Consider the following 13,649-nt stretch of genomic DNA (forward strand, 5'->3'; position numbering starts at 1 on the left):
CACACGCATCCGGAAATCCGATACACGTTCAAAACGGCAAACAATCGAAAATCAGAAATCGAAAATTCCCATGTCCATTCTCATCACACCTGAAACCAAGGTCCTCGTCCAGGGCATCACCGGCGACTTCGGTGGCCGCCACGCGAAACTCTCCCTCGACTATGGCACAAAAATCGTCGCCGGCGTCACGCCCGGCAAGGGCGGGCAGTTCTTCATTCACGAGAACCACAAGGTTCCCATCTTCAACACCGTCAAGGCGGCCGTGAAAGCCACCGGCGCCACGGTCTCGGCCGTGTTCGTGCCCCCGCCCTTCGCCGCCGACGCCATTCTCGAAGGCGTGGATGCCGGCCTCGACCTCGTCGTCACCATCACCGAAGGCATCCCGATCAAGGACATGGTCCGCGTGAAACGCGCCATGCAGCGCACCACGCTCACCGGCAAGACCCGCCTCGTCGGCCCCAACTGCCCCGGCCTCGTATGCCCCGGGGACGGCAAGGATTCCAAAGGCGGCTGCCGCATCGGCATCGCTCCCGGCTACATCAACAAGAAAGGCCACGTCGGCGTCGTCTCCCGCTCCGGCACCCTCACCTACGAGGCCGTCTATCAACTCACGACCAAAGGGATCGGCCAGAGCACGACGGTCGGCATCGGCGGCGACCCGGTCAACGGCACCTCGCACCTCGACGTGATCAGGATGTTCAACGACGATCCCGACACGCACGGCATCATCATGATCGGCGAAATCGGCGGCAGCGCCGAGGTCGAGGCCGCGCGCTGGATCAAGGAAAACTGCAAAAAGCCCGTCGCCGGTTTCATCGCCGGAGCGACCGCCCCCGCCGGTCGCCGCATGGGCCACGCCGGCGCGATTGTCGGCGGGAAAGAGGACACCGCCGCCGCCAAGATTGCCGTTTTCAAGGAGTGCGGTATCGAGGTGGCCGAAACCCCCAGCGACATGGCCGACGCCCTCCTGCGCGTTGCCAAGGCCCGGGGCGTCAAGCTGAGCTGATCTCGCCACCCGAGATTCCCGACAACGCTTGCCATCTGCACGGGCGCGTTCCCCATCCGGAACGCGCCCGCTGTTTTTCGGCTGCCGGATGAGCGCGCAACGTTGTTGCGTCGTCGTTTCCCTTCTTCTGGAGGAGGCCGGACCATGATCTGCAAAAAAACGGAAAATTCTCTTGCGAGGGTGTTCCGGGGCTACCTACTAATGACCCTTCCGACAGGTCAAAGGGCGCCCCGCGCCAGTTCTTTCGCACAGCATGGAGCAATTTTACGGTACTCGAAGAAAAGAGTGGACGTCGTCCCTGTTAGTCTTTGATTGCCAACCCCCATTGCCCGGTAGCTCAGTGGCAGAGCAGGTGACTGTTAATCACTTGGTCGCTGGTTCGACCCCAGCCCGGGCAGCCACTTTGGCCTCAAAGACTTGCAAAAGTTTTTGAGGTCTTTTTTTGACCGATTTTAAAACGCCTTGGGCCACTTTGGGGCCACTTTTTAATCGCTGGCTTCCCACTCTCCCTCGCTTGGCTTTTAGGGCGGCGTGCTGAGTGATCGCGGGTGCAGCCCGGTTGAACGCCCGCCCCACATGGGCGAAAGTCAGAACGCTAGTGGAGCGCGGAGGCAGTGTCCCGCCCGAGGGGAAGTGTTCCGATCACCAAAGCATAGAAATGCCAAAAATATGGTGTGCAGGTTGATCAAAGCGAACCAACCGTGGTTGGGTGTCACCCTCTTCGTCCTACGAACTCGCCTCCCAAGAGTTCTACGAGACAGGGCTTGGAAAGAGAACTGGCCCGAGTTCGTCAGTTTGCGGAACGGTTTTGTTGCGGTGATTCCGAGGCGTTTTCGGCACTACATTCGCGATGATGGGCGGGCCTTTCGGCAGACGCAGGCCAAGGTGGGCGAGCGAGTCTCCCTCGTAACCGCAACCTCCCCCCGGAGGCCTTGCCTCTGATACCTTTTTGGGCCAATACACAAACTGACGAACTCGGGTTAAAATAATCCCCTGAAAGCAGGCGGTTGCCGCAATGAGCCAATCGAGGTCAAAACGCGCCCGCTTTTGCCGGTTCGACTGCCGTTCCTGCGGATTCGGCTTCACCCGCCGACGCGCTGCCTCGATTTTCCCCATCTTCATCATCGCTTCAAAGGTGCGCTTGGCCTCCGCACCGCCCGCGGTGCCTTGTTAGATCAGCTCATTTACGTCTACACCGTAATTCCGCCATCCACGCTGAGAGTTGTGCCCGTGATAAAACCTGCGCTCGGCAAACACAGGTAAAGGACCGCTCCAGCGATCTCTTCAGGGCGACCCGTGCGCTTCATCGGCTGCAGTCCATTGAGAAAGTCGCGGCCGCTTTCTTCCGCCCGTATCTCCGCGTTCATGGGTGTGTCGATCACGCCTGGACACACCGCATTGACCCGGACCCCTTGTGCAGCGAACTCCACTGCCGCCGATTTGGTTAATCCGATGACCGCAAACTTGCTCGCGTTGTATATCGCCGTGCCTGGAAAAGGTCGGATACCGAGAAACGAGGCGGTATTGACGATGCCGCCACCACCACTCCGAATAATGGCCGGGATTTCGTGCTTCATGCAAAGCGCGACGCCGCGCACGTTGACGGCCAGGATGCGGTCGATGGCCTCAGTCGTGACCTCGGTAATGGGTCCGGGCGGGAGAAAAACACCCGCATTGTTGAAAGCGAAATTCAATCCGCCGAACACCTCAACAGTCTGCGCGACCATTGCGGCAACCTCATCTTCGACCGAAACATCGGCCCGCACGAAAAGTCCTTTGCCGCCTGCTTGCTCGATGAGAGCGACGGATTCGGCGCCCTCGCTTTCCCGCCGCCCGACAACGACAACCTTGGCCCCTTCTTGAGCAAAAGCGAGAGCGGTGACCCGGCCAATGCCGGAGGTGCCGCCGGTAACGAGAACCACTTTGTCGGTAAATGTCTTCATAGCGCGTACGATGGGATTCATCCTACCCTGAACCGGCGATTTTACAAAAACGGTCGAATGAATGGGCCTGACTATTTTTTGGACGGCTTTTTAATTCTACTTTGTTAAAATAGATTTTGCAATTTCCGCGGGGGTCCGGTCAGGCTCTTCGCCAGTTGATCCGGCCGGCACAGCGGCCGTTAAAAAAAATGACACGCGAGACGTGCGGGGGCTGGCGGGACGGTTCATGTCCACGAGCGAACCGCGCACACCGAGGCCCGCTGCCGGCCTCCGTCGGCGAGGGCGTCCGGCCACCCGGCCGGAGTTTTTGGCGACTCCGGTTGCGGTGGAGGCACTGGCCAGGGAACGCTTCGAAGAGCAGGCCCGCGAAGTGACGGTGCGCGCCCCCACCAGGGGCTCCCTGCGCGTGCGAATCTGGGCGGCACGGGTGTGGCAGTGGGACGGAAAGGCCGCCCGGGCCCGCTGGCTGGTGGTGCGCGAGGAAGCCGGCGGCTCGCGCAAATACTCCCTGGGCAATCCTCCGGTCGAAACGACCCGGGAGCGCCTGGCCTTCATGCAGGCCCAGCGCTTCTGGATCGAACGCTCCTTCCAGGACGCCAAGAGCGAACTGGGCCTGGCCGACTACGAACTGCGCGGCTGGACCGGCTGGCACCACCACGTCGCCCTGGTCTGCCTCGCCCAGCTCTTCACCCTGATCGAACGAAGGCTCGCGAAGCAAGGCCGCCCCCTGCTCTCGGTGCGGGACATCACTGAGCTGCTCGAGCTCTATCTGCCCCGCCGCCCCCGCACCGGACAAGAGGTCTTGCGCAGAATCGCCCGCCGCCACCTCGCCCGCGAAGACGATCTCCGGCGCCGCAGGAAAACTGCCCGCCAGAAATCCGATTTTAATTTAACAAAATAGAATTAAATGCCTACCAAAACCGCTCCCTCCACTCCGCAAACCCGGAACGCCCCAGCCAACGCCAAACTGCCGGTGAAAACTTTCCGCCTCGGCCGCATCAAGGCCGCCGTGTGGGAAAACGAAGCCGACCGGAAGACGTTCTACAACGTGACCTTCGCCCGGACCTACGTGGACGACGCCAGGAACTATCACGACACCGACAGCTTCGGCCGTGATGACCTCCCGCTCGTCGCCAAGCTGGCCGACCAGGCGCACACGTTCATCTTCGAACGGCTCGCGGAACTGAAATCCGACCAGAGCGAGTAACCCTCGCCTCAACGGGCGGCCGGCAAATCCGGCCGCCTTTTTCGTGTCCTTCGCTTCTGGCACGTCCGCTCTTCACAGGCAGGCACAGCACGATCAAAACGCGCACCGTGCTGTCCTGAGGAGCATGATACGATCTCAATGCCCGCACGTGCAGGCATACTCCGGCCGATCGCATCCGCCGCAGGTGTGGAGATCGAATCTGACGCGGAAGTTCTTCGGACTTGCTTCGGGAGTCTCGCGAACTTGCACCACCACGCGGTAGGGTTCGCCCTGCGGCAGGGGCTCTTTCGACACGAAACCGGCGGCGGTTTTCTCCAGTTCGAGCGCGATGCGGCCGCTCTTCAGCTCCGCGGTCACGGCGACCACCTGGGCGGCGGGCGCGACCGGCTTGAGCGCCGCATCGTAGAAGGTGATTTCCACCTTCCGGTCCGCGTTCACGAAGAACTCCGCTTTCTGCGGCGAGGTCTCCAGCAGCCGGCCGCCTTTGGGGCCGGCGATCACTTTGTCCGCGGCGTTGAGCGAAACCGCCAGCCCGAGGGCCGCGGCGAGGAGGATTACTTTTTTCAGCTTCATGATGATCATGGGTTGGTGGTGGGAGAACGACGCCCGCGCGCTTCCATCCAGTCGTAGAGGATGGGCAGCACGACGAGGGTCAGGAAAGTTGAGGTGATGATGCCGCCGATCACGACGGTCGCCAGCGGTCGCTGCACTTCGGCACCGGCTCCGGTGGCCAGCGCCATCGGCACAAAACCGAGCGAGGCAACCAGGGCCGTCATCAGCTTCGGGCGCAGGCGGGTGAGCGTCCCTTCCACCACGGCGTCACGCACATTCCGGCCTTCGCGGCGGAGCTGGTTGATGAAACTGATCAGCATGATGCCATTGAGCACGGCGATGCCGCTCAGGGCGATGAAGCCGACCCCCGCACTGATCGTGAAAGGCATGTCGCGTAGCCAGAGTGCGAATACACCTCCGGTCACCGCCAGCGGCACGCAGACGAAAATCAGCGCGGCCTGCCGGACGCTGCCAAAGCTCATGAAGATGAGCACGAAGATGAAGAGCAGCGCCATCGGCACGATGATCGCGAGCCGCGCCCGCGCCTTTTGCAGGTTTTCGAACTGCCCGCCGAACTCCGCGTAATAGCCCGGTGGAAAGTTCACCTCGGCGCGGAGACGCGCCATGGCTTCCTGGACGAATCCTTCGACGTCGCGGCCGCGCAGGTTGATGAGGATCGCGGCCCGCCGCTGTCCGGACTCGCGGGTGACGGCGCCGACTTGCTCGACCATCTCGAACCGGGCGACCTGCCCGAGCGCGAGCAAGCCGCCCTCGTCGGTGCGCACGGGGATGTTTTTCATGACCGCGATGTCACCGCGTTCCGTTTCCGTGAGTCGGACGACGATGGGGAACTGCCGGTTTCCCTCGACCACCGAACCCGCCTCGTCCCCCGCCAGCGCGGAGGCGATGGCCTGATTCATGTCGCCCGCCTGAAGATTGTAGCGGCGCAGGGCGGCGCGGTCCGGGGTGATCTCCAAAATCGGCGACAGGCCGAAGGAGTCGAACTCAACGTCGCCGCTGCCGGGGATCTGCCGGATCAGGTCTCGAATCTCGGTCGCGAGGCGTTCCAGCGTGGGGAAGTCGTCGCCGAAAATCTTGATCGCGATGTCGGCGCGGACGCCCGCCATCATTTCGTTGAAACGCATCTGGATCGGCTGCGTGAACAGGAAGGTCTGGCCGGGGGCGTGGATGGCGAGTTCGCGCCGCATGAGGCCGATCAGTTGCTGCTTGGTGACGGGGCGTCCGTCGGTCTTGCGCCACTGGTCGCGTGGCTTGAACTCGATGTAGCTGTCGCAGAGGTTGGGCCCCATCGGGTCCACCGCGATTTCGGCGGTGCCGATCAGGCCGAAGATGCGGTCGATCTCGGGGAATTTCTCCAGGAGCACTTTTTCGGACTTCTCCTGGAGTTCGACCGAGGCGTTGATTCCCGCGCTGCCGCTGCGGATGAACTGGAGCAGCATCGTGCCTTCGTCTAGCTGGGGAATGAACTCGGCTCCGAGCTTTGTGAAGAGCCAAAGCGAGGAGCCGAAGAGCAGCACGGCCGCGCCCACGACCAGCCAGCGCAGGCGGAGGGCAAAGGCGAGCAGCGGGGTATAGATCGCCTTGAAGAAGCGGACGAGCCAGTTGTCGCGTTCGCGGATTTTCCCGCGCAGGAGATACGAGCAGAGCACGGGCATGAGCGTGAGCGCGAGGACGAGGGAGCCGACGAGGGCGAAGATCACGGTCAGCGCCATGGGGCGGAACATCTTCCCTTCGATGCCGGTGAGCGCCAGGATCGGCACATAGACCACGGCGATGATGAGCACGCCGAAGAACATGGGGTTGGCCACTTCCCTGGCCGAATAGCGCACTTCATTGAAGCGCTCCCGGGCGCTCAGCTCGCGGCCCAGATCGCGTTGTTTGTGCGCGAGGTGCCGGACGATGTTTTCGACCATGACCACGGCGCCGTCGATGATCAGGCCGAAGTCGATCGCACCGAGGCTCATCAGGTTTCCCGACACGCGGCTCTGCACCATGCCGGTGAGCGCGAGCAACATCGAGAGCGGGATGGCCAGCGCCACGATGAAGGCCGCGCGCAGGTTGCCGAGCAGGGCGAAGAGCACGGCCACCACGAGCACCGCGCCTTCGAAGAGGTTTTTCTCCACGGTGTGGAGGGTCCGGTTCACGAGGTCGGAGCGGTTGTAGAGCGGCCGGATTTCGACACCGGGAGGCAGTTTTCCCTGAATCCGGTCGAGGCTGGCGGCGACATCGTCGGCGACGACCCGGCTGTTGCCGTCGGCGAGCATGAGCGCGCCGCCGATGACGGCCTCGGCTCCGTTTACGGTGGCCGCGCCCGTCCGGTAGCCCGAACCGATGGCCACCCGGGCGACATCCTTCACGAGGAGCGGCTCCGGCAGTCCGGCGAATTTCAGCGAGATCTCCGCTATTTCGCCGGGCGTATTCACCCGGCTGTTACCGCGGATGACGACCTGCTCGCCGCCGATTTCGACGTAGCCGCCGCCGACGTTTTCGGTGTTCTCTCGAATCTTGTCGGCGAGTTCCCCGACGGTCAGGCCGATGCTCGCCAGGCGGGCGAGGTCGGGCATGACGACGATCTGGCGTTCGTAACCGCCGCTCGTGTTGACTTCGGCGATACCGGGCGTGCCGCGGAGCAATGGGCCGATGACGTATTCCTGGATTTGCCGCAGTTCCTGCAATTGCTCCGCGCGGGTCGCCGGTTTGTCCGGAGCATCCACCGTGAACTCGACGGTGTAGTAAAAGATTTCGCCCAGGGCGGTGCTGATGGGGGCGAGGCGGGGTTGCAGGCCGGGGGGCAGTTCCTCGGTGACGCCGACCAGGCGTTCGCTGACGAGCTGGCGGATGCGATAGATGTCCACGCCGTCCTCGAAGGTCAGGCGCACCTGGGAGAGGCCGAACTTCGAGAGCGAGCGCATTTCGATCATGCCGGGCAGGCCGGTCATCTCGTTTTCGATGGGCCGGGTGACGAGTTTTTCGATTTCCTCGGGAGCGAACGCGGGCACGCCGGTGTTCACCAGCACCTGGGGGTTGGTGATGTCGGGCACCGAATCGATGGGCAGTCGCAGGGCCGACCAGACTCCGATCGCGATCAGGATGAGCGTGGCCAGCAGGACAATGGAGCGCTGCCGGAGCGACGAATCGACGATTTTGAGAATCATGGCCTAGAGGGTTTCTCCGGGGATGGCGCAGCAGGCGTGGCCGCCTTTGACCGCGGCCAGTTCCGTCATCCAAAGGGCCATCACCGGCTCCGAGACGATCTGGTCTCCCGCATAGAGTCCGTCTTTGATCTCGGCGGCGTCGGCGGTGAGGACGCCGGGAATCACCGGAGTGCGCATGTAGTGTTCGCCGCTGACGGTATAGACGAAATAGCCGTCGGTCGCCCGCACGAGGGCGGAGCGCGGGATGGTCGGAACCGGCACGCCCGCCGGCTGCGTCACATGGGCGGTGACGAACGAGCCTGCGGTCAGGCTGGAAGGGGCTGCGATTTCCACGAGGATTTCCACCCAGCCCGCGCCGGACGTGGACAGGTCCTTCAAACCGGTGACGCGCGCATCGAGTTCCTGCCCGTCGGGCGTCTGCACGCGCAGGGTCTGGCCGGCTTTGACCGTCGCGGCTTGGGCAGGCGCAATGCGGCCGCTGGCCAGCAGGGCGCCGCCGTTCTTCCCGTAGGTGTAGAGCGACAATTCGTGGGTGGCGGCCAGGCTCTGTTCGGTGATCTCGATGACTTTCAGGCCGAGCGAGAGGCGGGTGTCTTCGGGCACATAGAGGCCTTTGTTTTCGCTGTATTCGGGGCCGACGATCACGGTCCCGGCGAGCGTGGGCAGTTCCGTTTTAGGCTGGCAGCCGGCGAGAAGGGTGCCGGCGACGAGGAGGGCGATGGTCGAAAAAGAGGAGGTGTTCATGGCGTTCATTGGGCAGAGGCGGCCGAAAGCGTGACAAACGGCGTGGGCCAGCCGGTGAGCAGTTCGAGTTGTTGGGCGGCTTCGAGGGTTTCCTTCTTCGTGTCGAGGAAGGCTTCGACGGCTTCGAGACAGGCGGTCTGGAGTTCGAGGTAGGTCGCGAGCGGCACCGCGCCGAGCCGGTAGTGCCGGTCGGCGAGTTCGGCGGCTTCGCGGAACTTGTCCACCGTGTCGGGCCGCCACTCCGAGGTCGCCGCGAGTTTGGCCGTCAGCGCATGGAACGCGATGATGACATCGCGTTCCATCTCGCGCTGTGCCACCAGCAGGAGCGTCTCCGCCTGCCGGCGGCGCGCTTCCGCGATGTCGGTGCCGGCGCGGGTGCGACCGCTCAGCGGAAGCGGAACGGACACGCCGAGGCCGAAGACCGTTTCGCGTTCGCCCGCTTTCTCCTGGGAATAAAAGGGGCTGATCGATATGGCCGGATACCTTTCATTGCGGGCGAGCGAGACTTCCAGTCCCTGCTGTTCGAGTTCGATGCGCTTGCTGCGGAAGTCGTAGTTGTTTTCCCGGGCCGCCGCCAGCAGCCGGTCGAGATCGGGGGGCGTTTGAAACACGATGCTGGCATCGGCACTGCGCAGAGGCGTTTCGACGGGGGCGCCGCGGAGCTGGTTGAGTTCCACCAGGGCGGCTTGGGCGGCGAGCCGGGCTTCGGTGGCGCGACGTTTCAGGGCCAGTTCCTGCGCCTCGATCACGCGGGTTTCCAGCAAGGGGGTGATGCCGGCGGGATCGCGCGCGAGAAACAGTTCGCGCAGCGTCTGATACCGCGCGGCGACTTCTTCGGTGGCGGCCGATTTCGCGGACGCGGCCACGAGTTCGTAGGTGAGGATGCGCGCCCGCGCCAGCAGCGCGGCGCGGAAGTGGGCCAGGCCGAGTTCCGCCAGATCGATCTGGCGGTTGGCAATGCTCTTGCGCAGGGCGAGCCGACCCGGCCACTCGATGGTCTGGGTGATGGAGACCGACCATGCGGTGCCTTCGTCGGCCAGCGAGCCGCCCGCGTCGTGAACGCGTTTGCGCCCGGCTTCCACCGATAGTTCGGGATCGGCCCATCGTCCGGCCGACCGCCGGCCGGCTCTGGCCGCGGCAATCTCGGCCTCATAGAAGGCCAGTTCGGGATTTCTCGCGACGATGTCCGCCACAACCGTGTCGAAGGCGACGGGTGCGACGGGCTCTTCGGCGCGCAGGGTGGCGTGCGTTGCGAAGAGGACTGCGAAAGCGGCCAATGGAAAAAAATGACGGGTCTTCATGGAGACAGATTCACGATTCACGGACACAGTTCAGGATGGCAGGGACAGCGCGGTGCAGACGGAGCTGACCGCAGATCGGCACCCGGCCACAGAGGCGCGTGGGGTGCGACGACGTTCTTCCGGTTCGCGCAGGAACCGGTCAGACCGTCAGTGAATCGGGAGCATGCGCCGGCGCAGCCGCCCGGCGCTCGAACTGCCAGACGGGGAGCCAGTCCCGAGGTCGTCTCAGCTCCTCCTTGGCAAGAACCGCTGCCTGCTGGATTTCATCCACGTCCAGCGACAAGGCGGGGGCACAGATCAGGACGCAGAGGAGCGTGCTTTGCGGCGACAGCTTCAGAATTGAAACCGCACTGTGGTAATGGCCCCCCTCCACCGTCTTGCAGGCCGCACCGGGATCGGCGGGCTTGGCCGGATCGCATTCCTTGCAGCCATCGCTTTGTGCTGCCGGTTCAATGGCCGCAGCTTGCAGCCTACAACACACGGTCGCCGGCACCCAGATAAGGGCGAGGCAAAGGGCGACGATGCTGTGAAGCCTGCGTGGCATGAAGACGTTCAAATTTTTTTGCGGGAGCATTCTTGTCAATCTCCGAACCCCCAGTGTGGAGGTGGCCGGCCTTAATAAGGCAATCGCTGCTGACGCTCGAATTCTTCCAGCAACAGCCAGCCGCTGGTTTCCCCATTCTACATCCGGTCAAGGTAGTCCCGCTGCGCGGGCTCCACCATGCGGAATCACTCCGCGTTGGCTGGCTTTCGTCGCGACCTTGGTGGGCGGGTTCCCGATTTACCAGGAAGCGTGGGAGAATCTGCGCAAGTGGCGCATGACGATGGAACTCTCGATGACGATCGCGCTTCTCGCGGCGTTGTGCATCGGGCAATTCTTCACCGCGCTCGTCATTGCCTTCTTCGTGTTGTTCGCCGAATTGGTTGAAGGTTACACAGTCGGCGGCGGGCGGCGGGCGATCCAAAAACTGACTGATTCGCTTCCACACCGGGTGACGGTGCGGCGCAATGGGCAGGAGCAGGAACTTGGGACGCATGAAGTGGAACGCGGAGAGATCGTCATCATCCGTCCTGGCGAACGCATCCCGGCTGATGGGGAGGTGAGCAAAGGCAACAGCTTCGTTGACCAGGCATCCATCACCGGCGAATCGCTGCCGGTTGAGAAAGTCCAGACGTCAACGATTACCGTGATTATCGTTGCAGGTGCGTGCGGCGTTGCACTGCCAGGTCCGCGCCGGCGTGCGGCGGGCCTGGTGAATCGCGTTTTCCCGCAGCGACAACCGGTTCGGGAACCCCTCACCGCATTCCGTTGAGCCGTCGGGCGCGCCGGATGCCGCGGCGGAGCAGCCCCGCGGTCAGGATGCCGGCGCCTGCGAGCAGGGCAGACGTCGCCGGCTCGGGAACGACCGCCGCCTCGAACCGGAGATAACCGTCGGAATCGATCCATGCGGTCCAGGCATCGTCGTATCCGGAAATCTGTACGTTGCCGTCGCGCGTGTCGGTACCCGAGCCGAATCCGCTGAAAACGAGGTAGCTTTCGTTGTAGTCGAATCCTTCGTGCAACGCCAGGACGATGGCGCCGGAGATCAGGTCGAAGCTGCTTCCGGAATCGCCGACGATCCGGTCGAAACTGTCGATCGCCAGAATGTCCAGATGGTACGTGCCGCCGGTCATGACAAAATCATCCGAGAGCGTCCAGGAGCCCGCAGCCGCGCCATTGGTCGTCAGCGTCCCGCCGTCCTGGAGGAGCAGCCCGCCGGTCGCCACGTCCGCGACGATGGAATCCAGGGAAGTACCGGCGGTGATCGTCGTGACCCCGGCGCCGAGGGCGGCGGCATGACCGGCGATAACGGAACCGGTTTCGATGAGAAGACCTCCGCGGTGGGTGCTGGCGGCCGACAGGGTCAGGGTGCCGGCGCCTGTCTTGGTGAGCCGGCCTTCCCCGGAAAAACCGTTGCCGGTGATGCCGATGTCATACCCGGCGGAGTCGATGGTGGCGCCGCCGGCGAGGATGTTCATCGTGCCGATGTTGCTGATGAACGAGCTGTCGGCCTGCCGGGCTTTCAGGACGCCATTGTCGAAATTGACAGTCGATGCGCCGTTTCTGCCGGCCAGCTTCCGCAGGGTCCAGACGGCGCCGTTTTTCAGGTTCACCGTACCGGAGCTGCCGGTGTTGTAGCCGACATAGGTCGTGGACGAACTGCCTGCGGTGACTTCGGCATCGGGGCCATCGATCGTCAGTTCGCCCTCTCCGCTGTAACCGACGTAAAGGGTACTCGAGCTGTTCCACTTGCCCGCGCCGCTGACCATGGCGTTTCCGGTGCTTCCCGCATAACGTCCGATATAGCCTGTCGTGTTCGAGACGGCGCCCCCGGAAATGTCCAGGGTGCCGGAGCCATAGCCGCCGACTTCAATATGCGAAGAGCTTTTCCACGAGCCGCTGTCAATCTCCACCAGGCCGATGGCCCCCGCCTGGTTGCCGATGGAGGCTCCGCTGAGACTGTTGGTCACGACACCGTTGTTGGTAATTTTCAGGGTGCCGGTCCCGTAATTGCCGATGTTGAACGAACCATACGAAAGCTGGCTTGCGGCAGTGAACGTCCCCCCGTCGACGATGACAGTCCCGGAGCCGTCTCCTTGTCCTGCGATGGAGGTGCTGTAGGCGCTCACGGTCGCATTGTCACTGATGGTCAGCACCGTCCCCTGACCGGTGCCTCCCGCCACATACAGACGCTGGTTGAATGTCATCGAGCTGCCGGTTCCCGTCACCAGCACACTGGCCGTATCGCTGTGGCCCAGATAGGCACTTTTGGCGGAGTTGTTGGCAGGACTCGTGAGGGAAGTGGTCAGCGTGGCTCCGCCCCGGACCGTCAGATTTCCGCCGTACATGAAAAGCGCGTAGTTTTGGGTACCGGCATTTATGCCCAGGCTCGCCTCCGGACCGTCCAGGGTCAGTGCGTTGTCCGCGTTGACCCAGAGAGTCCGGACGGCGGCACTCCCCGAAAGCACACTGCTGCCTCCGCCGGCGACCTGCAACCGGACATCGTCGGCGGAACCGGGCACAGCGCCACCGGTCCAGTTGGCCGACTCCTCCCAGTCTCCGTTTGCCGGTGCGGAGGGGTTCCACGAAATGGTAGCCGCCCTGGAAAAGGGAAGGAGCGAACCGGCAAGCGTCAGCAGAAGACAGCAGCATGGAACGGATGGAAAGGCGGGCGCGCTCATGGCGCCGCCCTGACTGTTTTCTTGGGTGGGCGTTGATAACATCGGATCAGGTTACCAGTCCGCCGCCGGTTGCGGTAGTCGGGTAAAGACCCTATTTGTTGTCCCGTTTCCGGCAACCGGATCGATCCCGCCGCAGGGAAGCGCCGGTTCGTCCCGAGGGCCGGATCTCCGGCGGGCGGCAGGGGCCTTCGATCAGGAAAAGGAAAAAGGCCGTTGTAACCGCTTCACAGCCAGGCTCCGGCTAGAGCATTTCAAACAGAATTGTGGCCGCACAAACAGAACCACGGATTGCACGGATATGTCAGGCAGGATAGCACGTATAATATATTGATTTTTATTAACTTAAGTATTCTTCACCATCCGTGAAATCCAAAAGAAATCCGTGAAATCCGTGGTTAAAATCGGCTACGGCTTTATTTAAACTGCTCTAAAATATTGCATTTCGGGTGTTGGAATGTCTGGCTATATGTGTTCACTTGAACACTAGGAGTATCCAGC

11 protein-coding genes and 1 tRNA gene are annotated in these 13,649 nt (G+C 62.9%); 5 read left to right on the forward strand and 7 right to left on the reverse strand.

Annotated features, from left to right (window positions below; genetic code table 11):
- Window positions 1-70 precede the first annotated feature (70 nt).
- Entirely contained in the window at window positions 71-1,006 is a 936-nt protein-coding gene (locus OPIT5_27250) for a succinyl-CoA synthetase subsunit alpha (protein ID AHF93367.1), read from the forward strand.
- Between the two features lie 326 nt (window positions 1,007-1,332).
- Window positions 1,333-1,407: transfer RNA gene (locus OPIT5_27255), tRNA-Asn, on the forward strand.
- Between the two features lie 789 nt (window positions 1,408-2,196).
- Here OPIT5_27255 and OPIT5_27260 read toward each other — a convergent pair.
- The gene (locus OPIT5_27260; protein AHF93368.1) at window positions 2,197-2,949 is read right to left on the reverse strand and encodes a short-chain dehydrogenase; all 753 of its coding nucleotides are present in this window, start codon (window positions 2,947-2,949) and stop codon (window positions 2,197-2,199) included.
- A 202-nt stretch (window positions 2,950-3,151) separates the two neighbouring features.
- On the opposite strand from OPIT5_27260, the gene OPIT5_27265 reads away from it, so the two are divergent.
- Together OPIT5_27265 and OPIT5_27270 are read left to right on the forward strand one after the other, a co-directional pair.
- Window positions 3,152-3,850 (forward strand): transposase, encoded by a 699-nt coding sequence (locus OPIT5_27265; protein AHF93369.1) that lies wholly within the window; start codon window positions 3,152-3,154, stop codon window positions 3,848-3,850.
- 6 nt (window positions 3,851-3,856) lie between these two features.
- The gene (locus OPIT5_27270) at window positions 3,857-4,156 is read left to right on the forward strand and encodes a hypothetical protein (GenBank protein ID AHF93370.1); all 300 of its coding nucleotides are present in this window, start codon (window positions 3,857-3,859) and stop codon (window positions 4,154-4,156) included.
- A gap of 135 nt (window positions 4,157-4,291) precedes the next feature.
- Here the strand turns inward: OPIT5_27270 and OPIT5_27275 are convergent, their stop codons facing one another.
- The 5 genes from OPIT5_27275 to OPIT5_27295 all read right to left on the reverse strand — a co-directional run bounded on the left by OPIT5_27275 (window position 4,292) and on the right by OPIT5_27295 (window position 10,473).
- Window positions 4,292-4,729: a hypothetical protein gene (locus tag OPIT5_27275; GenBank protein ID AHF93371.1), complete on the reverse strand. Its 438-nt coding sequence runs from the start codon at window positions 4,727-4,729 to the stop codon at window positions 4,292-4,294.
- Between the two features lie 5 nt (window positions 4,730-4,734).
- Window positions 4,735-7,884 carry a cation transporter gene (locus tag OPIT5_27280; protein AHF93372.1) on the reverse strand — a complete coding sequence of 1,050 codons (3,150 nt, stop codon included), beginning with the start codon at window positions 7,882-7,884 and terminating at the stop codon, window positions 4,735-4,737.
- Window positions 7,885-7,887: 3 nt separating this feature from the next.
- On the reverse strand, window positions 7,888-8,637 hold the full coding sequence (locus tag OPIT5_27285) for a hypothetical protein (protein ID AHF94795.1): 750 nt from the start codon (window positions 8,635-8,637) through the stop codon (window positions 7,888-7,890).
- Window positions 8,634-9,929: a transporter gene (locus OPIT5_27290; protein ID AHF93373.1), complete on the reverse strand. Its 1,296-nt coding sequence runs from the start codon at window positions 9,927-9,929 to the stop codon at window positions 8,634-8,636. Before OPIT5_27290 ends, OPIT5_27285 begins: the two co-directional genes overlap by 4 nt.
- Window positions 9,930-10,068: 139 nt before the next feature.
- Complete coding sequence (locus OPIT5_27295) at window positions 10,069-10,473, reverse strand: hypothetical protein (GenBank protein ID AHF94796.1); 405 nt, start codon at window positions 10,471-10,473, stop codon at window positions 10,069-10,071.
- 217 nt (window positions 10,474-10,690) lie between these two features.
- Here OPIT5_27295 and OPIT5_27300 point away from each other — a divergent pair, with 217 nt between their 5' ends.
- A complete protein-coding gene (locus tag OPIT5_27300) occupies window positions 10,691-11,242 on the forward strand; it encodes a hypothetical protein (protein AHF94797.1) in 552 nt (183 codons plus the stop codon).
- Here the strand turns inward: OPIT5_27300 and OPIT5_27305 are convergent.
- Window positions 11,226-13,151: a hypothetical protein gene (locus OPIT5_27305; GenBank protein AHF94798.1), complete on the reverse strand. Its 1,926-nt coding sequence runs from the start codon at window positions 13,149-13,151 to the stop codon at window positions 11,226-11,228. The genes OPIT5_27300 and OPIT5_27305 overlap by 17 nt on opposite strands.
- Between the last annotated feature and the right edge of the window lie 498 nt (window positions 13,152-13,649).

This window comes from Opitutaceae bacterium TAV5 (genome assembly GCA_000242935.3).
Classification (GTDB): Bacteria; Verrucomicrobiota; Verrucomicrobiia; order Opitutales; family Opitutaceae; genus Geminisphaera.